Genomic DNA, 24,437 nt, shown 5'->3' with positions numbered 1-24,437 from the left:
ATGACCGAACAGCACGACCGCCCCGGCACGGCCGCCCGGGCCACCACATCCTCCGACCTCGCCCCGGACGCCCCGGAGATGCCCGCCCCGCAGGTCAGAGAGGTCACGGCGCACTCCATACCGGGCGGCGTCGGCCTGCTGCTGACGGTGCTGGGCGTGTTCCTCGGTGTCGGCCTCGTGATCCTCGGCGCCGTACTGGGCGCGAACGGGCACAACGGGATCGGCATCCCCCTCCTCGTCCTCGGAATCCTGCTCGTCATCGCCTCCTTCTTCTGCATGAGCGGTGTGAAGATGGTCGCTCCGGGCGAGGCCCGGGTGATCCAGCTCTTCGGCCGGTACGTCGGCACGATCCGCGCCGACGGGCTGCGCTGGATCAACCCGCTGACCTCCAGCCGGAAGATCTCCACCCGGGTCCGCAACCACGAGACGGCCGTCCTGAAGGTCAACGACGCCTACGGCAACCCGATCGAACTGGCGGCGATCGTCGTCTGGAAGGTCGAGGACACCGCGCAGGCGCTCTTCGAGGTGGACGACTTCCTGGAGTTCGTCGCCACCCAGACCGAGGCCGCCGTCCGGCACATCGCGATCGAGTACCCCTACGACGCCCACGACGAGGACGGCCTCTCCCTGCGCGGCAACGCGGAGGAGATCACCGAGAAGCTGGCCGTCGAGCTCACCGCCCGGGTGCAGGCGGCAGGCGTCCTGATCATCGAGTCGCGCTTCAGCCATCTCGCGTACGCCCCCGAGATCGCGTCCGCGATGCTCCAGCGCCAGCAGGCGGGCGCGGTCGTCGCGGCCCGTCAGCAGATCGTGGAGGGAGCGGTCGGCATGGTCGAGATGGCCCTGACCCGGATCGCCGAGCAGGACATCGTCGAGCTCGACTCCGAGCGCAAGGCGGCCATGGTCAGCAACCTCATGGTGGTGCTGTGCGGTGATCGTGCGGCGCAGCCGGTCCTCAACACGGGCACGCTCTACCAGTGACCGAACAGACGCCTCCCCGGCGCGCACCGGCGTCGCGGCCGCAGCAGCGCAAGCAGATGCTGCTGCGGCTCGACCCCGCGGTGCACGACGCGCTGGCCCGCTGGGCCTCCGACGAACTGCGCAGCGCGAACGCGCAGATCGAGTTCCTGCTGCGCCGGGCGCTGGCGGAGGCGGGCCGGCTGCCGGGCTCGGCCGCCCCGATCGCCCGCCGCGGCCGGCCACCGAAGGCCGCGGCGCAGGACAGGCCCGGAGCGCAGGACAGGCCCGGCCCGCAGGACAGGCCCGGAGCGCAGGAGCGGCCCGGCCCGCAGCCGGGGGCCGACCCCCGGGCCAGGCCGGGTCCGCAGGACGGTCCGGGCCCTCCGGGACCGGGTCCCGGAGGCGGCTGAGGGCTTCGCCCCCGCCCGTTCCCGGGCGGGAGGCGACCTCGCCCGCCCGGGTATACACCCGGGGTATACACACCATGTAGAGTGCTCGGCATGTCAATCGGCCACACCCTGCTCGGACTCCTGGAGTCCGGCCCCCGCCACGGCTATGACCTCAAGCGGACCTTCGACGAGAAGTTCGGCCACGACCGCCCCCTGCACTACGGGCAGGTCTACTCGACCATGTCCCGGCTGCTCAAGAACGGCCTCGTCGTCGTCGACGGGGTCGAGAGCGACGGCGGCCCCGAGCGCAAGCGGTACGCCATCACCGACGCGGGGATCACGGATGTCTCCAGCTGGCTCGCCCAGCCGGAGAAACCGGAACCCTACCTACAGTCGACCCTCTACACCAAGGTCGTCCTGGCTCTCCTGACCGGCCGCAGCGCCGCCGAGATGCTGGACGCCCAGCGAGCGGAGCACCTGCGCCTGATGCGTATCCTCACCGACCGCAAGCGGCGGGGCGACCTCGCCGACCAGCTGATCTGCGACCACGCGCTGTTCCATCTGGAGGCCGACCTGCGCTGGCTGGAACTGACCGCCGCGCGGCTCGACCGGCTCGCCGAGGTGGTGGCCAAGTGATCCCCGACGGCTCCCTGCTCGCCGCCCATGACCTGCACAAGGCCTATGGTTCGACGCCGGCCCTGGACGGCGCCTCGTTCTCGATCCACCCCGGCGAGGTCGTCGCCGTGATGGGCCCCTCCGGCTCCGGCAAGTCCACCCTGCTGCACTGCCTCGCCGGGATCATCACACCCGACTCGGGCACCATCACCTACGCGGGCCGTGAGCTGTCGGCGATGTCCGACGCCGAGCGCAGCGCCCTGCGCCGCAGCGAGTTCGGCTTCGTGTTCCAGTTCGGCCAGCTCGTCCCGGAGCTGACCTGCGTGGAGAACGTCGCGCTGCCGCTCCGGCTCGACGGGGTCAAGCGCAAGGCCGCCGAGCGCACCGCCCTCGAATGGATGGCGCGCCTGGAGGTCGACGACCTCGGCGCCAAGCGTCCCGGCGAGGTCTCCGGCGGTCAGGGCCAGCGCGTCGCCGTGGCCCGTGCGCTGGCCTCCTCCCCGAAGGTGATCTTCGCGGACGAGCCGACCGGCGCGCTGGACTCCCTGAACGGCGAGCGGGTCATGGAGCTGCTCACCGAGGCCGCCCGGTCCGCCAACGTCGCCGTGGTCCTGGTGACGCACGAGACCCGGGTCGCCGCCTACTCCGACCGTGACGTCACCGTGCGCGACGGCCGGGCCCGCGACTTGGAGCACTCCGTATGACACTGCTCGACGAGAAGCGGGGCACGGCGGTGCCACCGCGTCCCGCGCCGCCCTCGCGCGGCGCGGCGACGCTCCGCGACCTCGGCCTCGGCATCCGGTTCGCCGCCGCCGGGGGCCGCGAGGGCTGGATCCGTACGCTGCTGACCGGGGTCGGGGTCGGCCTCGGTGTCGCACTGCTGCTGACCGCCTCCGCCGTACCGCACATGCTCGAACAGCGGTCCGGCCGCGAACAGGCCCGGACCGAGGCCGGGATGTCGGATTCCCCCGACGCCCAGGCGAAGAAGTCGGACACCTCGGTGGTCCGCGCCGACGCCGGGACCGAGTACCACGACCGGACCATCTCGGGCCAGCTGATGCGGGCGGACGGTGCGCACCCGGTCCTCCCGCCGGGCGTCGACCGCTTCCCGGGACCGGACGAGATGCTGGTCTCGCCCGCCCTGCGGAAGCTGCTGGCCGAACCGGAGAACACCCTGCTCAGGGAACGCCTGGCGTTCCGGACCGTCGGCACGATCGGGGACGCGGGCCTCGTCTCCCCCGGGGAGCTGCGGTACTACGCGGGCAGCGGCACACTGACTCCCGCCGATGGCGGGCACCGGATCGCCGGCTACGGCGACGACGGTCCGGGCCAGCCGTTCTCGCCTCTTCTCGTGCTGCTGACCATCATGGTCTGCGTCGTGCTGCTCGTCCCGGTCGGGATCTTCATCGCGACGGCCGTGCGCTTCGGCGGTGACCGCCGCGACCGCAGGCTGGCCGCACTGCGGCTGGTGGGCGCGGACATCCGGACGACCCGCCGGATCGCGGCCGGGGAGGCGCTGTTCGGCTCGCTGCTCGGGCTGCTGATCGGCCTGGGGTTCTTCCTGGTGGGGCGGCAGTTCGTCGGTGCGGTGGAGATCTGGGACGTCAGCGCGTTCCCGGCCGACCTGGTGCCCGATCCCCTGCTGGTGGCGCTCATCGTGGTGGCGGTGCCGCTGACCGCCGTGCTCGTCACCCTGACGGCGATGCGGTCCGTGGTGATCGAGCCGCTGGGCGTCGTACGCCGGGGGCGTGAGCGGGGGCGCCGCCTGTGGTGGCGGCTGCTGGTGCCGCTGGCCGGTCTGGCGGTGCTCGGATTCACGGGCCGGGTCGGTCCGTACGCGCCCGTGAACCCGATTCCGATCACCGTCGGTGCCGTACTGGTGCTGGTCGGGCTCGCGCTGCTGCTGCCCTGGCTGGTCGAGGCGTGCGTGAACCGGTTGCGCGGTGGCCCGGTGCCCTGGCAGCTCGCCACCCGCAGGCTCCAGTTGAGCAGCGGGGCCGCGTCACGCGCGGTCAGCGGGGTCACGGTGGCGGTGGCGGGAGCGATCGCCCTGCAGATGCTCTTCGCCGCGATGAACGCCGACTTCAACCGGATCACCGGCCAGGACCCCTCGCGGGGCCAGTTCGCCGCCTACTCCGAGAACGTCACGGGCGACGCGGCCACCTCGGTCATCGAGCAGTTCCGCGCCACCAAGGGCGTGGAACTGGTCATCGGCTCGGTGGAGGCGTACGCGACCAAGCCCGGTGACTACTCCGATGACGACATGCAGCCCACCACCTCGCTGTCGGTCGGCACCTGCGACACCCTGCGCGAGCTGGCGAAGATCGGCGCCTGCGAGGACGGCGACGCCTTCGTCGCCCACCCGGCGGGCGACAAGGACATGTCCCGCTGGGTCGACGAGACCGCCCGCAAGGGCAAGGAGGTCGAGATCAGCTCCGGGAACGCCAAGCCGGTGCGGTGGACGCTGCCCGCCGATTCCCCGACCGTGGAGGGCCGCAACGACCCGATGGGCACTCCCCACTGGGGGATCATGGCCACCACCGGCGCGATCGACGCGGGCAAGCTGCCCGGCGCGACGATCACCGCCCGGATCCGGGTCGACAAGAGCGTGCCGGACGTCGCCGAGCACGTACGCAACACGGCGGCCAGGATCGATCCCGCCATGCGCTTCGTCACCATCGACTCGGTGGAGCGCGACCGGCAGTACGCGAGCATCCAGACCGGCCTCCAGGTGGGCGCGACCGCGACGCTGCTGCTGATCGCCGCGTCCATGCTGGTCACCCAGCTGGAACAGCTGCGGGAGCGCAAGCGGCTGCTGTCGGTCCTGGTGGCCTTCGGCACCCGGCGTACGACGCTCGGCTGGTCGGTGCTGTGGCAGACCGCGGTGCCGGTGGTGCTCGGTCTCACGGTGGCGGTCCTGGGCGGACTCGCGCTCGGGGCGATGCTGACCTGGATGATCGAGAAGAAGGTCTCCGACTGGTTCCTGTTCCTGCCGATGGTGGGGGCGGGCGCGGGGCTGATCCTGCTGGTGACGCTGCTGTCGCTGCCCTCGCTGTGGCGCCTGATGCGCCCGGACGGGCTGCGCACGGAGTAGCCGCCCCGGTTCACCGGACGGGCATGGGGGGGGCGGGCCGCGCAAGGGCGGCCCGCCCCTCAGCCGCGTCCGGCTGCCGCCACCCGTACCGGCAGCGCCGCCATCGCCTCCCGCAGCGCGGCGGCGAGCTCCTCGAAATCCCCGTGCCGCGCCGTCCCGCTCCGCATCGCGAGCGCCACCCGCCGCGAGGGCGCCGGGTCCGCGAAGTACCCGGTCGCCAGCGCCTCGTTGCGCCCGGTCTCCACGATCACCGCGGTGCGCGGCAGCAGTGTGACACCGAGCCCGCCCGCGACCAGCTGCACCAGGGTGGAGAGCCCGGCGGCGGTCGTGGTCACCGGCGCCCCTTCCTTGCGCCCGGCCTCCCGGCAGATGTCCAGGGCCTGGTCGCGCAGGCAGTGCCCCTCGTCGAGCAGGAGCAGCGGCAGCTCGCGCAGCGCCTCGCGCGGAATGTCGGCCCGGCCGCCCAGCCAGTGCTTCCGCTCCATGACGAGGACGAAGTCCTCGTCGAACAGCGGCAGCTCGGTCACCCCGGGCACACCCAGCGGCACGGCGAGCAGCAGCAGGTCCAGCCGTCCGCCGGCCAGCCCCTCCAGCAGTGAGGAGGTCTGCTCCTCGTGGACCTGGAGGTCGAGGACCGGGTAGCGCTCATGGACCAGCCGGAGCACGGTCGGCAGCAGATACGGGGCGACGGTCGGGATCACACCGAGCCGGAGCACCCCGGTGAAGGGCGCCCGGACCGCCTCCGCCTCCTCCATCAGCTCGCCGACGGCCTCCAGCACCGCCCTGGCCCGCACCGCGAGCCGCTCCCCCGCGGGCGAGAGCAGTACCTTGCGCGTCGTACGCTCGATGAGCTGGACACCCAGTGCCTCCTCCAGTGCCGACACGGCTCCGGAGAGTGCCGGCTGACTCATCCCGATTGCTGCCGCCGCGTCCCTGAAGTGCAGTTGTTCCGCCACGGCAGTGAAGGCGCGCAGCTGCGAGAGACTGGGCTGTTTGGGCCTGATGCCCTGATTTCCCTGGGCCACTGATAGGCACCTCCGATCATCACAACCGAGTGTAGCTATTTCCGTGATCAATGCACTCTGTGCCAAGGTAGGACGTGTCCAACCCTCAGGAACTCCCTCAAAAGGGGATTTCCTACGCTTCAAGGAGAGCGCGTGCTCACTGTCGGTGACAAGTTCCCCGAGTTCGACCTGACTGCTTGTGTTTCGCTGGAGAGCGGCAAGGAGTTCGAGCAGATCAACCACAAGACCTACGAGGGCAAGTGGAAGATCGTCTTTGCGTGGCCGAAGGACTTCACCTTCGTGTGCCCCACCGAGATCGCCGCCTTCGGCAAGCTGAACGAGGAGTTCGCCGACCGCGACGCGCAGATCCTGGGCTTCTCCGGTGACTCCGAGTTCGTGCACCACGCCTGGCGCAAGGACCACCCGGACCTGACCGACCTGCCCTTCCCGATGCTGGCCGACTCGAAGCACGAGCTCATGCGTGACCTCGGCATCGAGGGCGAGGACGGCTTCGCGCAGCGCGCCGTCTTCATCGTCGACCAGAACAACGAGATCCAGTTCACGATGGTGACCGCCGGTTCCGTGGGCCGTAACCCCAAGGAGGTCCTGCGGGTCCTCGACGCCCTGCAGACCGACGAGCTGTGCCCCTGCAACTGGACCAAGGGCGAGAACACCCTCGACCCGGTCGCCCTCCTCTCGGGCGAGTGAGCTGACACAAACATGGCACTCGACGAACTGAAGGCCGCCATACCGGACTTCGCCAAGGACCTGAAGCTGAACCTCGGTTCGGTCATCGGGAACAGCGAACTTCCGCAGCAGCAGCTCTGGGGCACCGTCCTGGCCTGCGCGATCGCCTCGCGCTCGCCGAAGGTGCTGCGCGAGCTGGAGCCGGAGGCCAAGGCCGCGCTCTCCGCCGAGGCGTACACCGCGGCGAAGTCCGCGGCGGCCATCATGGCGATGAACAACGTCTTCTACCGGACCCGGCACCTGCTGTCGGACCCGGAGTACGGCACGCTCCGTGCGGGCCTGCGGATGAACGTCATCGGCAAGCCGGGCGTGGAGAAGGTCGACTTCGAGCTGTGGTCGCTCGCCGTCTCCGCGATCAACGGCTGCGGCCAGTGCCTCGACTCCCACGAGCAGGTGCTGCGCAAGGCCGGCGTGGATCGTGAGACCATTCAGGAAGCCGTCAAGATCGCTTCGGTGATCCAGGCGGTCGGCGTGACCCTCGAAGCCGAGGCCGTGCTCGCCGAGTGACACAGCAGTACCCCTGATACGAGAAGGGCCCCGAGGACGACCGACCGTCCACGGGGCCCTTCTTCCTTTTCTTTTCCCGGCCGCCGGAGCCGCTCGGCCACCGGGGCCGCTCGGCCACCGGAGCCGCTCGGCAACCGGGGCCGCTTGTCACTTCTCCGGCTGCGGCGGGCCGCCGTGGGCGTCCGCCGCGTCCGCGGAAACCCCGTCCGGGTCGTTCGGGGGCAGCCCGGGTGACGGGATCGGGGCCACTTCGAGAGCCGGGGCGCCCCGCGGTGGTGCTGAGTGGCGCCGGGCCTCCTCCTGCCCATAGGCCCGCAGATAGCCGACCACCGTATTGGTCACGGCGACCAGCGGTACGGCGACCACCGCGCCGCCGATGCCCGCGATCATGCCGCCCGCCGCGACCGAGAGCACCACGGCCAGCGGATGGACCCGGACGGCGCGCCCGAGGATGAACGGCTGGAGGATGTGGCCCTCGATCTGCTGCACCGTGAGGACCACGGCCAGCACCAACAGTGCGGTGACCACGCCCTCGGTGACCAGTGCGACGACCACCGCGAGGGCCCCGGAGACCACGGCGCCGACCAGCGGGATGAAGGCGAACAGGAAGATGAAGACGGCCAGCGGGACCGCCATCGGCACATTGAGGCAGTAGATCCCCAGCCCGATGAAGATCGCGTCGATCAGCGCGACGATCACCGTGCCGCGCACGTAGGCGGTCAGCGTGCGCCAGGCGCGCGGCCCGGCGCCCGCGACCCCCGGCCGGGCCTGGGCGGGCACGAGCTTCAGCACCCAGTGCCAGATGCGCTTGCCGTCGTACAGCAGGAAGAGCGTCGAGAACATCGCCAGCAGCATCCCGGTGAGGAACTCCACCATCACGGTGACGCCCTGGAGCCCGGCGGAGGTGATCTCCTCCGTGTTGGTGCCGATGGTGTCGCTGAGGTTCTTGGCGATGTCGTTGATCTGCGACTCGGTGACATGGAAGGGGCTGTCGAGCAGCCAGCGCTTCAACTCGTCGATACCGTCGCGGACCTTGTCGGAGAGCGTGTCGAGGTTGTCCATCACCTGCCAGACCACGAACCAGCCGACCAGCCCCATGATGACGAAGCCCAGTACGGCGGTGACGGCCGTGGCGAGACCGCGCGGCAGTCCGAGCCGCCGCAGCCGGACCACGGTCGGCTGGAGCATCGCGGTGACGAGCAGGGCCGCCACGAAGGCCAGTACGACGAGCTGTACGGCGCTGATGACCCGCATCAGCACCCAGAGCGTGCCCGCCAGCACGAGCAGCCGCCAGCCGGCCTCGGCCGCGACCCGCATCCCCCAGGGAATCGCCGCTACCGGATCGGGTTTGGCGGCGACGGCGGGAGCGTACGCGGGCGGCGCCGGCACCGAGGCGCTGCCCCCGGCGTCCGCCGGCTCACCCACTGCCTCGGCCTGGCTGCGGGACACCCGCTCGTCGGCGTCCGACTCGGCCTGCGCCCGCTTCTCGTCCAGGCGTGCGCCCAGATCGGTCAGTTCGGCGCCGACGCGGCCGAGCCAACCCGGCAGTTTCGACATGTCTTTCCCTTTCCCCCATCGTGCGCCCCCTCGCTCCCCCGGCGCGCCCGATGGTGACCGTACACGCGCGAAGCCCCCCACCGCAGGACGGTGAGGGGCTTCGCGGGGTGGGGAGCCGAGCCTCGGAAGGCTCCGCCCGTCCCCCTAGTACCAGTGGTTGGCCTGCCAGAAGGACCAGGCGCCGCACGGGCTGCCGTAGCGGCCGTCCATGTAGCTGAGGCCCCACTTGATCTGGGTGGCCGGGTTGGTCTGCCAGTCGGCGCCGGCGGACGACATCTTGGAGCCCGGGAGGGCCTGGACGAGCCCGTACGCCCCGGAGGACGGGTTGCTCGCGCGGTAGTTCCAGGTCGACTCGTGGTTCACGATGTTGCTGAAGCACTGGAACTGGTCCGCGGGGACCATCTGCCGTGCCATCGCCTGGACTTCGGCCACGCTGTACGAGCCCTTCGCGGAGAAGGAGGACGCGTCGCGGACGGAGGAACGGCTCGCGCGCTCGGCGCGGTCCTTCTTCTCCTGGCGCTCGGCCTCGGCCCGCTCCTCGGCCGCCGCCTTCTTCGACTTGGCGTCCTTGGCGGCCTGGATGCGGGCCGTCTCCTCGGCGGACTTCTTCGCCGCGGCGTCGGCGGCGGATGCCTGGGCATCGGCCTGCTGCGTCAGCGAAGCAGTCTGCACCTGGGCCTGCTGGCCCGCGGGGATGTCTGCGAGCAGCGTGGTGTCGGCTGCGGTCGCCTCGAAGTTGTTGTCGTCGGCAGCGGGAGTGCTGCCCGAAGCAACGCCTACGACGGCGCCTACGGTGGTGACCGCAGTGGCAGATGCCACGGCGAACCCCCGGACCGAGATCCGGCTCACACGGTGTCCTTCCAGCATCGCCCGCTTAGGTGACCTCGCGGGCGCAATCGTGCCCTTGACACTGGCCTCCCTACTGCTTGGGTCACGGGAGGCACGGGCCCGGTGGGCGACTCCTCCTGGGAGGAGTGCCGCGTGGTGCTCGCGGGCGGCATACGGACGGCGATTGTTGAGTTGTGTGGTGCGCGGCGCCTCTTGAGGTGCCCATGTGCCGTATGCGGGGCCTGACGGAAGCAAGACTCTGCCGGACAGGCACGTCGTGAGGCAATTCTGTGCCGAGTGTGAAAGCTCACACCTCGTTTGGGTCAACCGTTTTTCGGAAATGACGGCGCAGCACAATGCCGCCCGGCTAAGCTCCTTGGCTCGCCGGGCGGCATCATTGGGTCAAGCCAGGTCAGATCTGGCCTTCCTCCAGCATTTCGGTCACCAGCGCGGCGATCTGCGACCGCTCGGAGCGGGTGAGCGTGATGTGGGAGAAGAGCGGATGGCCCTTCAGCTTTTCGACCACGGCGACGACTCCGTCGTACCGGCCGACCCTGAGGTTGTCCCGCTGGGCCACGTCATGCGTGAGCACCACCCGGGAATTCGCCCCGATCCGGGACAACACGGTCAGCAGGACGTTCCGTTCGAGCGACTGCGCCTCGTCCACGATCACGAACGCGTCGTGGAGCGAACGGCCCCGGATATGAGTGAGCGGCAGAACCTCCAGCATCCCGCGCCCCAGCACCTCCTCGATGACCTCGCGTCCGGCGACGGCCGAGAGCGTGTCGAAGACGGCCTGCGCCCAGGGGCTCATCTTCTCGGCCTCGCTGCCGGGGAGATAGCCGAGCTCCTGTCCGCCGACCGCGTAGAGCGGACGGAAGACCATCACCTTCTTGTGCTGCTGCCGCTCCAGCACCGCTTCCAGACCGGCGCAGAGCGCCAGGGCCGACTTTCCGGTACCCGCCCGGCCGCCCAGCGACACGATGCCGACGTCCTGGTCGAGGAGGACGTCCAGGGCGATCCGCTGTTCCGCGCTGCGGCCGTGGATCCCGAAGGCCTCCCGGTCGCCGCGCACCAGCCGGACGAGGCCCTCGGCCGTGACCCGGCCGAGCGCCTTGCCGCGCTCCGACTGGAGGACCAGCCCGGTGTGCACGGGCAGTTCGGCCGCCTCGGGGACGTACAGCGTCTCCTCACTGAACAGCAGATCCACCTGCTCCCCGGCGAGGGACAGTTCGGCCATGCCGGTCCAGCCGGAGTCGGTGATGGCGAGCTCGGCGCGGTACTCCTCGGCGAGGAGGCCGACCGAGGACGCCTTGATCCGCAACGGCAGGTCCTTGGAGACGACCGTGACGTCGTACCCCTCGGCCTGGAGGTTGCGCGCGACCGCGAGAATCCGTGAGTCGTTGTCCCCCAACCGGTAGCCGGCGGGGAGTACGCCGGGATCGGAGTGGTTGAGTTCGACACGGAGCGTCCCGCCCAGATCCCCGAGCGGGATCGGGGCGTCCAGCCGGCCGTACCGGACCCGGAAGTCGTCCAGCAGGCGCAGCGCCTGCCGGGCGAAGTAGCCGAGTTCGGGGTGATGCCGTTTGGCCTCCAGCTCCGTGACCACCACGATCGGCAGCACCACTTCGTGCTCGTCGAATCGGGCCATGGCGTTGGGGTCGGCCAGCAGGACGCTGGTGTCGAGAACGTAGGTGCGCCGGTCGGGCATGCGGCGCTTTGTACTGGTCACCACGGAAGGACGTACCCCCTCGGACGAGGTCGGGGAGTGCGACGGACGTCGCGGAACTTCCCAAAGGGAGAGGACGGACCGGGTTCTGACCCTCGCGTGAGGGCCGAACGCCGGCCCTCCGCGTCGGCCGCACGTTGCGTACGGTCCTTCGTGTGCAAAGGGCCTCCCGGGCGAGCGGGCTGGGAGCCGCTCACTTGGATGCGACATCCGCCCGGTTACTGACCGGATGTCGACCTGTCAGGGGTATTCCCTCGAACACCCGAAGCCATGCCACCGCATATGACACGGTGATGAACAGTCCTGGTGTACGGGCGGTGACGGCCCGGGGCCGTCCGGCCACGCGAAAGCCCTCCCCTGCAGGAAGGGGAGGGCTTGGGCCGTCCGGGGAAGGGGCGCGTTCAGGCCCCGTAGCGCCTGCCGCGTGCCGCGTAGTCGCGCAGCGCGCGCAGGAAGTCGACCTTGCGGAAGGCCGGCCAGAAGACCTCGCAGAAGTAGTACTCCGAATGGGCGCTCTGCCAGAGCATGAAGCCCGACAGCCGCTGCTCCCCGCTGGTACGGATCACCAGGTCCGGGTCCGGCTGCCCCCGGGTGTAGAGGTGTTCGGAGATCAGGTCCGTGGAGACGACCTCCGCCAGCTCCTCGAAGGTCGTGCCCTTCTCGGAGTGCTCCAGCAGGAGCGATCTGACCGCGTCGGCGATCTCCTGGCGACCACCGTAGCCAACTGCGACATTGACGATTATTCCGTCGATATCGGACGTGGCCGCCTCCGCCTCCTTGAGGACGGTCTGCGTGTCCGCCGGCAGGAGATCGAGCGTGCCGACGTGATGGACCCGCCACCGCCCGTCCGCCGCGAGGTTGCGCACGGTGTTCTCGATAATGCCCAGCAGGGGGGTCAGCTCGGCCTCGGGCCGGTCGAAGTTGTCCGTGGAAAGCAGCCAGAGGGTGACGACCTCGACATCGGTCTCGTTGCACCAGCCGAGCAGGTCGGAGATCTTGTCCGCACCGGCCTGGTGCCCCTGGACGGCCGAACCGCCGGACGCCTTCGCCCATCGCCGGTTGCCGTCGAGAATGACCCCGATGTGCTTCGGTACCTGGGCGTGGTCCAGGCGGCCTTCCACCCGGCGTGCGTAGAGCCCGTACACCAGGTCACGCAAGTTCACTGAGTTCACCCTCTCGGTTCCGTACGGGCCGCAGGCCCGTCCGCCCCGTCTCCGGGGGGTCCGGGGCCCGTCCCCCGTGGGGAGATCGCCACAAAGGTCCGCACGGTCCGCAGGCTTTCGCCGCGCCGCACATCGGCATTCCCCGAAGCCGCCACATTACTGCGAGCGGGTCACGGGGGCCCAACCCGGTCTGTCACAACACCGTGATAAAGAGACAAACGTGACTCATTCTCTTCCCTACCGCGCTGTCGATTCGCGCTACGACTCCATGGAGTACCGCCGCACCGGCCGCAGCGGGCTCAAACTGCCCGCACTCTCGCTCGGCCTGTGGCACAACTTCGGTGACGACCGCACGCTGGACTCCCAGCGGGCGATCCTCCGGCGCGCCTTCGACCTCGGCGTGACCCACTTCGATCTGGCCAATAACTACGGTCCGCCGCCCGGCTCCGCCGAGCTCAACTTCGGCAAGCTGTTCCGGCAGGACTTCACCCCGTACCGCGACGAGCTGGTCATCTCCACCAAGGCCGGATACGAGATGCACCCCGGCCCGTACGGTGAGTGGGGCTCCCGCAAGTACCTGCTGTCCTCGCTCGACGCCTCACTGAAGCGCATGGGCCTGGACCACGTCGACATCTTCTACTCGCACCGCTTCGACCCGGACACTCCGCTGGAGGAGACGATGGGGGCCCTGGCCTCCGCCGTACAGCAGGGCAAGGCGCTCTACGTGGGTGTGTCCTCGTACAACGCGGCGCAGACCGCCGAGGCGGCCCGGCTGCTCCGGGAGATGCGCGTCCCGGCCCTGATCCACCAGCCGTCCTACTCGATGATCAACCGCTGGACCGAGGACGACGGGCTGCTCGACACGCTGGAGGCGGCCGGCATGGGCTGCATCTCCTTCGTGCCGCTCGCGCAGGGCCTGCTCACGGACAAGTACCTCAAGGGCATCCCGGCGGGCTCGCGCGCCACCCAGGGCAAGTCCCTCGACCCGAGCCTGCTCTCCGACGAGGTGATCCGCCGCCTCAACGGGCTCGACGGCATCGCCCGGCGCAGGGGCCAGTCGCTCGCCCAGCTGGCGATCGGCTGGGTGCTGCGCGACAGCCGGATGACGTCGGCCCTGATCGGCGCTTCGAGCGTGGGCCAGCTGGAGCAGAACGTGGCCGCGCTGGCTGGACCGCCGCTGTCCGCGGAGGAGTTGACGGAGATCGACACCTTCGCCGTCGACACCGCGGGCACCAACATCTGGGCCGGACGGGGCTGACCCCGCGCCGGTTCACGACCGGCGCACAAAAAAACGGGCCGGTCCGTGGGGGGGATACGGACCGGCCCGAGGGGGGGGTTTCCACCATAACCCTTCGTATGTGCTGCTGGGTGCCACGCCACTCCACAACTACTCTCCGGATCCGCCGGACTGCGGTCCGGGCACGGAACCCGGGGGCGCACGGGGCCCCGGAAGGCCTCCGGACCCCCTGCCGGGGACGGCGTACGGCGGCGGGCGCGGGCTTGACGCGGCCGGTGGAGCACTCCCAAGAGGACAGTTTCCGGCCTATTGACGTCCTAGATTCGGTCGCATGACGACACGAGCCCGCACCGTGACCGTGACCTGGCCCGAGGCGAACGCGCGGCGGCTGTCCCGCCAGCAACTGCCCCCCGCCCCGGCCGGCCCCCCTTCGGCCGGTGCCTCGTCGGGCGGTGCCTCGTCGGGCGGCTCACCCCGCGGGGCCGTGGGCGCGATGCTCGGAGCCCATGCCCAGGTGCTCTCCGCCGCCGAGCTCTCCATCGGGGTGCGCGCCGCCGGGGTGACCCGTGCCGATGTCCGCCGGGCCCTGTGGACCGACCGCACCCTGGTCAAGACGTTCGGACCGCGCGGGACCGTCCATCTGCTCCCCGCCGACGAGCTGCCGCTCTGGACCGGCGCCCTGTCCGCCGTACCCACCGGAACCGGTCCGTTCGCCAAGGACGCCCGGATGACACCGGATCAGGTGGAGGCGGTCGTCGCCGCCGTGGCCGACGCCCTGACCGGGGCGGAGCTGACGATCGACGAGCTCGGCGACGAGGTCGTCGCCCGTACCGGGCCGTGGGCCGGAGACCCGGTGATGCCCGGTTTCCGGACGATGTGGCCGCGCTGGCGGCAGGTGCTCCATCTGGCGGGCCACCGGGGCGCCCTCCGCTACGCCCCGAACCGCGGCCGCAAGGCCACGTACACCAACCCGGGCGGTACCCCGATGCCCGGCCCGCAGGCGCTGGCCGCCCTGGTGGAGCGCTATCTGCACGCGTACGGCCCCGCCACGTCCGGGCACTTCGCGAAGTGGCTCGCCGCGCCGAAGGGCTGGGCCGACGGGCTGTTCGCCTCACTGGCCTCGGCGGGAGCGATCGAGGAGGTGGTGTTCGAGGACGCCGGACCCGCCTGGGTGGTGGCGGGTGACACCGCGTTCCCGGCCGATGCCGCGCGGGGTGTGCTCCTGCTGCCGTACTTCGACGCGTTCACCATCGCCTCCCAGCCCCGTGAGCGGCTGTTCCCGGGTGCCGCGTACGAGCGGGCCCTGGCGCGCGGCCAGGCGGGGAACCACCCGACGCTGCTGGTCGACGGCACGGTCGCCGGGGTCTGGCACCAGCGCCGCTCGGGGCGCCGGATCACGGTGACGGTGGAGCCGCTGAACCCGCTGGGGCCCGCGCGGCTGCGGGCCCTGGAGGAACAGGTGGAGCGGGTGGCCGAAGTGCTGGAGGGCAGGGCGGAGCTGACGGTGGGAAAGGTGACCGTGGGACCGCACGCGTAACGGGCCGCCTCGCGGGGGCCGGGGCGCGGGGGGCGCGGAGGCGTTCTCGGGGAGCGCGGGCGGCCTCGGGGAGCACGCGGGCGCGGGCATTCTCGGGGTTGGCGGCGGGGCCTCGGGTCAGTGACGGCGTCCTCGGTCAGTGACGGGCGTTCCCGTCAGTGGCGGACGAAGCGGACCGCCATCGTGTCCCCGCCGATGACCACGAAGTCCCCGTCCTCGCACCGGATGACGGCCTCGTGCACCTCGCCCCTCCCGTCGCGGCGCTCGTGCGTACCGGTGACCGTCCAGGCTCCCCCGTACGGCGCCGGGGGCAGATTCGTCAGGGCGGCGTGCTGCCACTGACTGGCGGGCACACACCAGTCCGGCAGCTCCGGCCAGGCGCCGGGGGTGACCCGAAGCGTCCGGTCGGAGGCGCAGGTCAGCAGGACCGACTGCCCGTCGTCGAGCACGAACTCGACGGCCTCCGGTTCGCCCGCGCGGCCCTCCGGCCGGTAGAAGACGCCCTGGACCGCGGTGATGCGGGCGCCCTTGAGCCAGTCGGGATTGCCGCTCCGAGCCCGGCCGGCCGGCCCGCCGGGCTCTTCCCTCTCCACCGTCATGACCTGCCCACCCCTCTCCGCACGCTCCGTCATCAGGCTCGTACCTCCCAAAGGTAGGACGGCTACGGCCGCGTTCCCGTTGCCTGCGGGGCCTCGGTGAACTGGCGTACGGAGTAAGTACGTTGAAGGGAGGGGATGTTGCGGGCCCCTACGGGACGGGCCCGGGTACGACGTACCGGACACCGCCCCGGACAGGTCCCAGCACTACGCGGTGCGCCGGACCTCGGGCGGGACGGTGCCCGGCTTGCGGGCCTCGATCAGGAAGCGGGTGGTGGTGGCGACGAAGGGCCCCTCCGCCTCGATCTTCCGGTGCAGGGCGAGCAGTCGCGGGCGGTAGCGCTCGACCGTGAAGCCGGGGACCATCCAGATGACCTTGCGCAGGAAGTAGACGACAGCGCCGATGTCGAAGAACTCCGTGCGCAGCCGCTCGGGCCGCAGATCGACCACGTCGAGACCGGCCGCCTTGGCGGCGGCACCTGCCTCCCCGGGGTCGCGGGCGCCGCGCACCTCGGTCGGCTGCGGGCCGAGGAAGTACTCGACGAGCTCGAAGACGCTCGCCGGTCCGACCTGCTGCGAGAAGTACGTACCGCCCGGTGCGAGCACCCTGGCGATCTCCTCCCACCAGGTGGTCACCGGATGCCGGCTGACCACCAGGTCGAAGGCCTCGTCGCCGAAGGGCAGCGGCGGCTCGTCGGGGTCCGCGACGACGACGGCGCCGAGCGGGTGCAGCAGGGCGGTGGCCCTGGCGACGTTCGGGGGCCAGGACTCGGTGGCCACGGTCAGCCGCGGGAGCTTCGGCGCGGCGGCCAGGACCTCGCCGCCGCCGGTCTGGATGTCCAGCGCGGCGTGGGCGCGGGCCAGCCGGTCCGCCATGGCGCGGGCGTAGCCCCACGAAGGCCGCTGCTCGGTGGCCCGGCCGTCGAGCCACGAGAAGTCCCAGCCGTCCACGGAGGCGGTGCCGGCCTCGCGGACGAGCGCCTCGAACCGCTCGTCGGAGGCGGCGGAGGAGGAGCCGGGGGAGGAGCCGGGGGAAGAGGAGCCGGGGGAGGAACCGGTGGGGCCGGAGGAGGGGGATTGTTCTGGCATGCGGGAATCGTTCCAGGCGGGCACCGGGACCGCGACCGCATTCCGCCCGGGGCAGGGGGGGTCAGGCCGCCAGGGCGCCCAGCAGCAGCCCGGTCAGCGCTCCCGCGATCATGAACGGACCGAACGGGATGCCCGTCCTGCGCCCGGCGCGGCGCAGGATCACCAGTCCGAGGCCGTACACCGCCCCGTACAGGAATCCCGCGAAGGCCCCGACGAACAGCACCGCCCAGCCGTACCAGCCGAGGGCGATCCCCAGGGCCAGTGCGAGCTTCACATCGCCGAAGCCCATGCCGTTCGGGTTGATCAGGAAGAGCACAAAGTAGAACCCGCCGAGGACAAGTCCTCCGAGCAGCCCGGAGGTCCAGGAGCCGGCGTGTTCGGGAAGGAGGGCGACGGCCCCCAGAAGCAGGACGGCCGCACCGGCCAGGGGCAGCGTCAGCGGATCGGGCAGCCGGTGCACCCGGCTGTCGACCACGGCGAGCAGCACGGCGACGGGGGCGAGCAGCAGCCAGGCCACGAGCTCCGGCCTGGTGCCGGTGCCGGCCGCCAGCGCGGTGCAGGCGAGCGCGGTGATGACGGGGGCGAGGACGCGGGGGGCGTAGTGGCCGCCGGGCGACACGGGGATACGGTCCGCGCCCGGCACCGCGTCCGCCGTCGCGCCCGCCGTCGCTTCCGGTCCTGATGCGGCTTCCGGACCCTCGGTGGCTTCGGGGACCCGGTCACCGTCCGGGCCGTGGTCGGCCGGGGCCGTCGTCCGGGGGACGTGGGTGAGCGCCACCGACGCACAGGCCGTACACCGCGCCGGGCCGAACCAGCCGCCGCCGGGACCGGTGAGCGGGTGCCCGGCGGGGCAGGCGTCGCGCCAGGCCTCCTCCGGTTCGACGGAGAACCGGTACGCGGCACGCGGGACCAGCAGCCCGGTGGCGGCGCCCCAGAGGGCGGCGAGGGCGATCAGCGTTGCGTCCACACCAGGGACCTTAATCCGGCGGCAGGACAGGGGGCTTGGGCCCTGGGGCCCACTGGACGCCGTTCGGGACCCATGATCCGTCGTCGGGGGCTACGGTCGGTGCCCATGAGGAAATGGCGCGATGGCGACGCAACAGTCACGGTCGGCACGGACACCGGGGAGTGTGCGGTTCCGCTGCGGATAGCGGCCTCCTACCGGGCCCGGACCCGGGGGCTGCTGGGGCAGGACGGGATCGAGGGGGCACTGATGCTCACGCCGTGCGGGAGCGTGCACACCTTCCGGATGCGGTTCACCATCGATGTGGCGTATCTGGACCGGAAGTTCAATGTGCTGGCGGTCCGCACGATGAAGCCCGGCCGCCTCGGGCTGCCGCGCCTGCGCGCCCGGCACGTGCTGGAGTCCGAGGCCGGGGCGATGGAACAGTGGGGACTGCGGCCGGGCGCCCGGGTCGAGGTGCACGTCACGGCCGCGAGCGACGCGTAACGGGCCCTCCCGCGCCCCTGGCACCCGCCCGCACCCCCGTGGGCCGTGGCGGGGGACGCGTCAGGCACCGGTGGGGCGGGTGCCGAGTCCCCGGCCGACCAGCGGGCCGACCGTGCGGATCAGCTTCAGCTGGGTGTTGCGCAGGACGCGCACCGTGAGGTCGTCGGGCCATCCCGTCGTCGTGGACCACCCGTACCCGGAGCCGACCACCTCACTGGCGAAGGCGAGTTCGGTGGCCAGCAGTGCCCGTGCCCAGTCCATCGGGGCCAGCGGCTCCCGTGCGGCGAGGGCGCCGCGGATCGCGATGCCTCTGCGGTGCAGATCCTCGGTACCGTCGAACCCCATGGCGACGGCGAATTCCTCGGTACAGCGGGCCGGGCCGCTCCACTCGGCCAAACCCTGCTGGAGGAGCCGGGACTCCTCGTCGGTCAGCGTGAGCTGTTCCGCCGTCTGCACTCTGCCGTCACCCTCTGGTAGCCGCCCGGCCCGGCGCCATGGGGGAGCGCCGGGCCGGGCCCTGATCCGTTACGAAGGTGACGCTAACCTCCCAGGTCGCGGGCGTCTTGGGCCCCTGGGCCCACTGACGGACAGGGCTCCGCGAGAGGGCGCCGCACCGCGCGGGAGCGGTATCGCGTGCCCCCGTGCGGGGCCGGCGCCGCCCCGTCACACGCTGAGCACCGATTTCCCGAACACCCGCCACGGGGAGTGCCCGACCGAGTCGAGGAACGCCAACTGCGGGTGCGCGGCGGCGATTTCCTCGCGCACGGCGACGACATCGGGCCACTCGTCGAGAGGGGCCGCGCCGTCGATGACGACCCCGTCCCAGTCGGTCGCCGAGGTTGCGCCACGCCGGTCGACGACAAAGCCGATGCACAGGACGGACGCGCGTCCGATGGTCCGCCGTATGGCGCTCACGGCCCGGTCCTGCTCCTCGGGGGGCAGCTCACCCAGGCCGAATTCGACGGCCACGGCCCCGCGCCGCGCCCGTCGGACGCGTACGAGGACATCCATGGCACCGCTCACCCACAGCCGGAACCCGATCTCGTCGAGCCTTTGCAGTCCGGCAATGGACAGCAACTGCTCCCGGGTGACGGGCGAACGCGCCCCGGCCGACGCGGCGTCCTGGCTGACGAGCACGGTGCGCCCGGTCGCCGGATGCGACAGCCGCAGCCCCTCCGCTTCGAGGTCACCCAGCAGAGTCTGGGCGTCCAGCCGGGTCCAGCCCAGGTGGTACGAGTAGAAGAAGCCGGTACTCATCGACGCCTCACCCCATCACAGCGTGAACATGTGTATTCGCGTGCGCAAATCGAGCATGAGAGGTTGGTGCCCGGTCGAACGTGTGCCACCGGTGGTCGGAATGCCCATGGGTTCGCCCGGATACGGGCCATGGCGAGCGCCCGGATCACAGGCGTGGACGGCGGCGGTGTCGTGGTCGGCGACGACCGGCACGTTCGAGCGTAATGAGCCGCGACGGCTCCGGCGTGGGCCCACGGACCCACGGACGGCCCAAATGCGGAACCGGCGTACCCGCCGCGTCGGACCGGCCCGCCGGACGGACACGAACGCGCTGATCACCGGCCTCGGCGTTGGGCCCGCCTTTGGGGCCGGGGGCCCGCGCCACCGCCGGTTTCCGCCCCTACGCTCACGAGCGACAGGCAACACCCGTGTGCCGGAGAGAGGTTGAACCGTGAGCGGTGGCGGCGGCTGGGGGGACAGGAGCGCGAGCCACATATCGGTGGGGCATCGCGGTCCGGGCGGGCCCGGCACCTTGTATCAGCGTGAACACAGCAACCGGTTCTTCGCGTTGACCCGCAGTTGGGCGACGGGGGCCCTGGTCTACATCGCCGCCGGTTTCATGACCGACCGGGTGCTGGTCGAACTGCTGGGCAGCGGGGAGCGGCTGGAGTCGTTCGGCTGGCGCCTCGCGCTCATGCACGTACCCAGCCTCGTCGTGACTCTGCTGACGGTGCTGGCCGCCGCGCGCGTACTCCCCGACGAGCACCGCGAATCCCGCGTCGTCCATCTGCTCGGCGCCCTGGCCGTGCCCCTGGCCGGCCTGGTGTACGGCTTCGCCGTCTCGTGGAACGTCGTCGGCATCGAGGGTGTCCTGATGCCGGTCGTCTCGCTGGCCACGGGCGCCGCCGCGGGTGTGGCCGTAGACCGGCTGCTGGAGGAGCGCGCCACGCAGCCCCCTCCCCCGCCGCAGTACTCGTACAACTGGCGGGACGGCGGGGCCACCGCCATGGAGTACCTCGGCGTGGTCACCCTCGTCGTCATGCTGATCGGCGCCATGGCGATGGCCGGGGTCGGCGGGAAGATCGGCGAGCGCATCCGGTGCGCGATCAGCTCGCTCGCCGGCGAGGGCGGGTCCTGCTCCACCGGCGGTGGCGCGGAGCCGGAGGCCAAGCCGAAGACCGATGCCGACTACGAACCCAAGATGTGCCAGGTCTCCAGCATCTCGGACACGGCGGGCGGCAAGGTCAAGATCGGCTGGTTCGAGTGGGGCGAGGAGTACGGCTTCCAGCAGAAGGTGTCCCGGGCCAACTCCGATGTGAACGGGGACGGCGAGGTCGACGAGAACGACAAACAGGTCACCATGACCTTCACCGACGCGGCCTCGGCGGGCGCCACCGCCAGCACCCCGGGCGTCAAGCTCGGCAGCCTCGGCAAGGCGGACATCGACATCGGCGGCGGCATCAAGATCACCAACGGTGACACCTGGATCTTCAAGAGCGAGGAAGAGGCTCAGAAGATGCGGGACGACATCGAGGAGATGAAGATGTGGGAGACCGCCACCAAGCACAGCGGCGGCTACGGCGGCGGCTGGTACTCGGGCATGAAGTGGGCCGAGAAGAAGGAAGCCATCGAGAAGAAGATCGGCGACAAGAAGATCTCCTACTCGACCGTCGGGCTCAACGCGTACGCGGACGGCGGGCTCTCCATCAAGTCGGGCGACGAGACCGAGCTCGGCGCCAAGCTGGGCGGCAAGGCCAAGTTCTCCCCCGAGGTGACGATCACCAAGGACGACGTGAACGGCAACGAGTCGTACACGTACACCGCCAAGCTCGAACTCGAGGGCAAGCTCAGCGGTAACGCCGGGCCGGTCAAGGGCAGCCTGGGCGGCAAGGAGAACCACACCGGCGCCATCACCGTCACCCGTGACCAGAAGACCGGGAAGATCGTCCGGATCGACATGACGCAGACGGTGGACAAGGGCTCCACCTCCGGCAAGGTCGAGGTGGGCGGCGACAACGGCGAGAAGGGCCAGGACAAGCGCGGCGGCAAGGGCAGCGTCGGCGACTCCTCCGGCGACTCCGGCATCGACGTCCAGACGAACTCGATCATCTTCGGCAAGGACACCGACAAGGCCACCGAGGACAAGCGGGCCATCGCCGAGCAGTGGCTGGACGGTTCCGGCAACAACACCGCCCCGTTCGAGTACATGTTCGGCGACCACGCCATGGACAAGCGGCCCGCGGGCAGCGACCCCTTCGAGCAGATGATGTTCGACGACGGCCTCTCCAGCACGATGCGCTACCACGGCGAGACGGACGCCCAGGAGTTCGGCTTCGAGGTCTCGCTCGGCATGAGCCTCGGCTTCTCCATCTCCGACGAGCACAAGAAGGAAACGCTGACGGACGCGCAGTTCCTCGGCGCCCCGCAGGGCGACAATCGCACGTATCTTCCCTACAGCTACTGCGCGAAGTGAGCACGTCGACCGACCGCACGACGAAGAGGCGAGCACCGATGACGGCCATGACCACGTCCACACCCAAGAAGTCCCGGCCGCTCGGCGCGGCCGCCGCGGCCGTCATCGCCCTGGCCCTGCTCACGGGCTGCGGCAGCGACGACACCGCCGCGGTCCCGGAGGGCTGGGGCACGCTGGACACCAAGAGCCTGTCCGTCGGCTACCCGAAGAACAAGGGGTACGCCGAGCAGCCGGCGGACAAGCGCAGCAAGAACAACGCCGCCGTCGCCCTCAGGACCGAGGACGGCGTACGTACCGGCATGGTCTCGGTCCAGCTGAACTTCGCCACCGGCGTCAGCACGGCCGGTGAGGCCGCGGCCGCCGCGGGCGCGGGGCTCGGCCTCGGCGCCACCCGCAAGGACACCGAGGACGTACGGCTCGAAGGCGCGGACAGCGCCCGGGAGGCCCGCAGGATCGACTACGAGTTCACCGCCGACGGCAAGGAGGACACCCCGACCGTCGGGACCCCGATGACGGGTGTCGTGGTGGCCGGCGTCGACTCCAAGGGCGTGCCGTTCGCCATCCGCATCAACGCGGTCAAGGACCAGCTGACCGCCGGCGACCTGGACGCGTTCGTCACGTCCATCACCGTCAAGTAGTCCGTCCGGCCCGGACGGTGCTCCCCCGCTGCCGGGGGGCGCCGTCCGGGCCGTTCCGGTTCGCACGGCGGGGCCGTGGCCGGGTTCGGGATCGGGATCGGTTCGGGATCGGGATCGGTTCGGGATCGGGATCGGTTCGGGATCGGTTCGGGATCGGGATCGGTTCGGGATCGGGCGGGCCCCGCCGCACAGCGAAGGCCCGGCACCGCGGCCCTGGGGTTCCAGGAGCCGCGGTGCCGGGCCCTTCGCGCGCTGTGCGTGCGCCGCCGCATGCGTCGCTCGCGTGCCTCGCGGAGGAGGTCAGGAAGCGGTGCCGCGCGGGAAGGAGACCTCCACGCGCCGGTTCTTCTTCCTGCCCTCTTCGTTGCTGTTGCTGGCGATCGGGTACTGCTCGCCGTATCCACGGATCTCGAAGGTGATCGTGGAGCCGAGCTCCTTCGACAGGACCCCGTGCACCGCGTCGGCGCGCTGCTTGGAGAGCACGTCGCCGTGGGCGGAGGAGCCGAGGTTGTCGGTGAAGCCGAAGACACGGACCTTGGTCGCGTTCTGCTTCTTGATCTCCGCCGCGATGGCGGAGATCCGCGAGTTGGCCGCCGGGCTCAGCTTCGCGCTGTCCTTGCCGAAGAGGACTTCGGCCTGGAGCGCGAACTTGATGTTGGCGTTGCTGTCCTCACGGCGCTCCTCGCCGCCCATGTCCTCCACGACCTGGACGATGTCGAGGACCTTGCCGGGCGCCAGTGTCCCGCCCTCGGGCATCTTGAGGTCGGGGTCCTTGGGATCGAGCTGCACCGGCGGCTGGGACGTCGCCTCGGTGCCCGGCGGCACACTGGGGCCGTCGTCGCTGTACGCGGCCGAGGCACCGAACACCGTGGTGCCGGCCAGGAGCAGGCCCACCACCAGGACACGCCCGGTGTGACGCCCTGACGCGGTCCGTCGCATGGTCGTCATCCCGGCGCTCACTCAGAGATCTTCAGCGACGTGGTGGCGAAGGTGGGCAGAGTGAAGTCCACTTCCGTCGTCGTCGCCGGCGGAGCCGGGAACTGCATGAAGACGGCAGCGGACTTCCCCTGCGGCAGCGGGGCGATCGCCGTGGTGCACAGGCATCGCGAGTCGGTGTCCCTGAGGACGTAGTAGCGCTTCTTGCCGACCTTGTCGACGAGCGTGGCGCCGGCCACCGAGTTCGGGTTCTTCGCGACGACCGAACTCTCCTGCCCGCCCCAGCCCGCGGTGTTGCGGGTGCTGTCGCCCTCGTTCACGACCTCCCCCTGAACGGTGAGGAAGCCGCCGGCGTCGCGCTTGACCTGATGGACGACGAGTTTGAGACCCCGCTCCCCGCGCGCCTCGGCCAGTTTCACATCCGGATCCACGTTTTCCCCGGCAGCGGTGTCCTCCTGCTGCTCGCCCTTGTCCTCCGTGGAGGGGCTGGCCGGTGCGGAGGGCGCCGCGGAGCCTTCGCCCTGCGCCTGCCCACCGCCGTCCTCACCACAGCCGGCAAGTGCGAGGGTGATGGTCGCCGTCATCGCGACAGCCGCCATCATCCTTCTGGTTGTCGTGGTGCGCCGAATGCTCATGGTCCGATCCCTCTACT

General features: G+C 70.9%; 24 protein-coding genes. 12 read left to right on the top strand and 12 right to left on the bottom strand.

The genetic code is table 11. The features are described 5' to 3' along the window. From OHA98_RS06765 to OHA98_RS06745, 5 genes are all read left to right on the top strand, one after another. Positions 1-981 carry an SPFH domain-containing protein gene (locus OHA98_RS06765; protein ID WP_266923337.1) on the top strand — a complete coding sequence of 327 codons (981 nt, stop codon included), beginning with the start codon at positions 1-3 and terminating at the stop codon, positions 979-981. After that, positions 978-1,370: a hypothetical protein gene (locus tag OHA98_RS06760; protein ID WP_266923335.1), complete on the top strand. Its 393-nt coding sequence runs from the start codon at positions 978-980 to the stop codon at positions 1,368-1,370. The genes OHA98_RS06765 and OHA98_RS06760 overlap by 4 nt, the downstream gene beginning before the upstream one ends. Positions 1,371-1,460: 90 nt before the next feature. Next, complete coding sequence (locus OHA98_RS06755) at positions 1,461-1,985, top strand: PadR family transcriptional regulator (RefSeq protein WP_266923334.1); 525 nt, start codon at positions 1,461-1,463, stop codon at positions 1,983-1,985. Continuing rightward, entirely contained in the window at positions 1,982-2,668 is a 687-nt protein-coding gene (locus OHA98_RS06750) for an ABC transporter ATP-binding protein (RefSeq protein WP_266923332.1), read from the top strand. Before OHA98_RS06755 ends, OHA98_RS06750 begins: the two co-directional genes overlap by 4 nt. Further along, the gene (locus OHA98_RS06745; RefSeq protein ID WP_266923330.1) at positions 2,665-5,058 is read left to right on the top strand and encodes an ABC transporter permease; all 2,394 of its coding nucleotides are present in this window, start codon (positions 2,665-2,667) and stop codon (positions 5,056-5,058) included. The genes OHA98_RS06750 and OHA98_RS06745 overlap by 4 nt, the downstream gene beginning before the upstream one ends. Positions 5,059-5,117: 59 nt before the next feature. On the opposite strand, the gene OHA98_RS06740 is transcribed toward OHA98_RS06745, so the two are convergent. Beyond that, positions 5,118-6,083, bottom strand: coding sequence for a hydrogen peroxide-inducible genes activator (locus OHA98_RS06740; protein WP_266923329.1), 966 nt, complete (start codon positions 6,081-6,083; stop codon positions 5,118-5,120). Between the two features lie 132 nt (positions 6,084-6,215). On the opposite strand from OHA98_RS06740, the gene OHA98_RS06735 reads away from it, so the two are divergent. Beyond that, positions 6,216-6,770: a peroxiredoxin gene (locus OHA98_RS06735; RefSeq protein WP_003966619.1), complete on the top strand. Its 555-nt coding sequence runs from the start codon at positions 6,216-6,218 to the stop codon at positions 6,768-6,770. A gap of 12 nt (positions 6,771-6,782) precedes the next feature. Next, positions 6,783-7,316 (top strand): alkyl hydroperoxide reductase, encoded by a 534-nt coding sequence (locus tag OHA98_RS06730; protein ID WP_266923323.1) that lies wholly within the window; start codon positions 6,783-6,785, stop codon positions 7,314-7,316. Positions 7,317-7,463: 147 nt separating this feature from the next. Here OHA98_RS06730 and OHA98_RS06725 read toward each other — a convergent pair whose 3' ends face one another. The 4 genes from OHA98_RS06725 to OHA98_RS06710 form a co-directional block, all read right to left on the bottom strand. Beyond that, entirely contained in the window at positions 7,464-8,873 is a 1,410-nt protein-coding gene (locus tag OHA98_RS06725) for an AI-2E family transporter (protein ID WP_266923321.1), read from the bottom strand. Positions 8,874-9,017: 144 nt separating this feature from the next. After that, entirely contained in the window at positions 9,018-9,722 is a 705-nt protein-coding gene (locus OHA98_RS06720) for a lytic transglycosylase domain-containing protein (protein ID WP_266923320.1), read from the bottom strand. A gap of 391 nt (positions 9,723-10,113) precedes the next feature. Beyond that, entirely contained in the window at positions 10,114-11,436 is a 1,323-nt protein-coding gene (locus OHA98_RS06715; protein ID WP_266923318.1) for a PhoH family protein, read from the bottom strand. A gap of 395 nt (positions 11,437-11,831) precedes the next feature. Then, positions 11,832-12,593 (bottom strand): isoprenyl transferase, encoded by a 762-nt coding sequence (locus OHA98_RS06710; RefSeq protein ID WP_266923316.1) that lies wholly within the window; start codon positions 12,591-12,593, stop codon positions 11,832-11,834. A gap of 220 nt (positions 12,594-12,813) precedes the next feature. Between OHA98_RS06710 and mgrA the strand changes: the two genes are divergently transcribed. Together mgrA and OHA98_RS06700 are read left to right on the top strand one after the other, a co-directional pair. Beyond that, the gene (mgrA, locus tag OHA98_RS06705) at positions 12,814-13,851 is read left to right on the top strand and encodes an L-glyceraldehyde 3-phosphate reductase (protein ID WP_266923314.1); all 1,038 of its coding nucleotides are present in this window, start codon (positions 12,814-12,816) and stop codon (positions 13,849-13,851) included. 310 nt (positions 13,852-14,161) lie between these two features. Next, positions 14,162-15,367: a winged helix DNA-binding domain-containing protein gene (locus OHA98_RS06700; RefSeq protein WP_266923312.1), complete on the top strand. Its 1,206-nt coding sequence runs from the start codon at positions 14,162-14,164 to the stop codon at positions 15,365-15,367. A gap of 155 nt (positions 15,368-15,522) precedes the next feature. On the opposite strand, the gene OHA98_RS06695 is transcribed toward OHA98_RS06700, so the two are convergent. The 3 genes from OHA98_RS06695 to OHA98_RS06685 all read right to left on the bottom strand — a co-directional run bounded on the left by OHA98_RS06695 (position 15,523) and on the right by OHA98_RS06685 (position 18,019). Then, complete coding sequence (locus OHA98_RS06695) at positions 15,523-15,966, bottom strand: hypothetical protein (protein WP_266927765.1); 444 nt, start codon at positions 15,964-15,966, stop codon at positions 15,523-15,525. Positions 15,967-16,170: 204 nt separating this feature from the next. Next, positions 16,171-17,052, bottom strand: a complete 882-nt coding sequence (locus tag OHA98_RS06690) for a class I SAM-dependent methyltransferase (RefSeq protein ID WP_266923311.1) — start codon at positions 17,050-17,052, stop codon at positions 16,171-16,173. Between the two features lie 61 nt (positions 17,053-17,113). After that, complete coding sequence (locus OHA98_RS06685) at positions 17,114-18,019, bottom strand: A24 family peptidase (RefSeq protein WP_266923309.1); 906 nt, start codon at positions 18,017-18,019, stop codon at positions 17,114-17,116. 105 nt (positions 18,020-18,124) lie between these two features. Between OHA98_RS06685 and OHA98_RS06680 the strand changes: the two genes are divergently transcribed. Continuing rightward, positions 18,125-18,502, top strand: a complete 378-nt coding sequence (locus OHA98_RS06680) for a DUF192 domain-containing protein (protein WP_266923307.1) — start codon at positions 18,125-18,127, stop codon at positions 18,500-18,502. Positions 18,503-18,562: 60 nt separating this feature from the next. Here OHA98_RS06680 and OHA98_RS06675 read toward each other — a convergent pair whose 3' ends face one another. Both OHA98_RS06675 and OHA98_RS06670 read right to left on the bottom strand, forming a co-directional pair. Next, the gene (locus tag OHA98_RS06675) at positions 18,563-18,958 is read right to left on the bottom strand and encodes a hypothetical protein (RefSeq protein WP_266923306.1); all 396 of its coding nucleotides are present in this window, start codon (positions 18,956-18,958) and stop codon (positions 18,563-18,565) included. Positions 18,959-19,165: 207 nt separating this feature from the next. After that, positions 19,166-19,759, bottom strand: a complete 594-nt coding sequence (locus tag OHA98_RS06670; protein WP_266923305.1) for a hypothetical protein — start codon at positions 19,757-19,759, stop codon at positions 19,166-19,168. A gap of 598 nt (positions 19,760-20,357) precedes the next feature. Between OHA98_RS06670 and OHA98_RS06665 the strand changes: the two genes are divergently transcribed. Both OHA98_RS06665 and OHA98_RS06660 read left to right on the top strand, forming a co-directional pair. Beyond that, a complete protein-coding gene (locus OHA98_RS06665; RefSeq protein WP_266927763.1) occupies positions 20,358-22,211 on the top strand; it encodes a hypothetical protein in 1,854 nt (617 codons plus the stop codon). A 47-nt stretch (positions 22,212-22,258) separates the two neighbouring features. Next, positions 22,259-22,849, top strand: coding sequence for a hypothetical protein (locus OHA98_RS06660; protein ID WP_266923303.1), 591 nt, complete (start codon positions 22,259-22,261; stop codon positions 22,847-22,849). 300 nt (positions 22,850-23,149) lie between these two features. On the opposite strand, the gene OHA98_RS06655 is transcribed toward OHA98_RS06660, so the two are convergent. Continuing rightward, positions 23,150-23,797, bottom strand: a complete 648-nt coding sequence (locus OHA98_RS06655; RefSeq protein ID WP_266923301.1) for an OmpA family protein — start codon at positions 23,795-23,797, stop codon at positions 23,150-23,152. A gap of 8 nt (positions 23,798-23,805) precedes the next feature. Continuing rightward, positions 23,806-24,420 carry a hypothetical protein gene (locus OHA98_RS06650; protein WP_266923299.1) on the bottom strand — a complete coding sequence of 205 codons (615 nt, stop codon included), beginning with the start codon at positions 24,418-24,420 and terminating at the stop codon, positions 23,806-23,808. Between the last annotated feature and the right edge of the window lie 17 nt (positions 24,421-24,437).

The organism is Streptomyces sp. NBC_00654 (assembly GCF_026341775.1).
In the GTDB taxonomy this organism is placed as follows: Bacteria; Actinomycetota; Actinomycetes; order Streptomycetales; family Streptomycetaceae; genus Streptomyces.
This window is presented reverse-complemented; position numbering and strand designations above follow the sequence as displayed.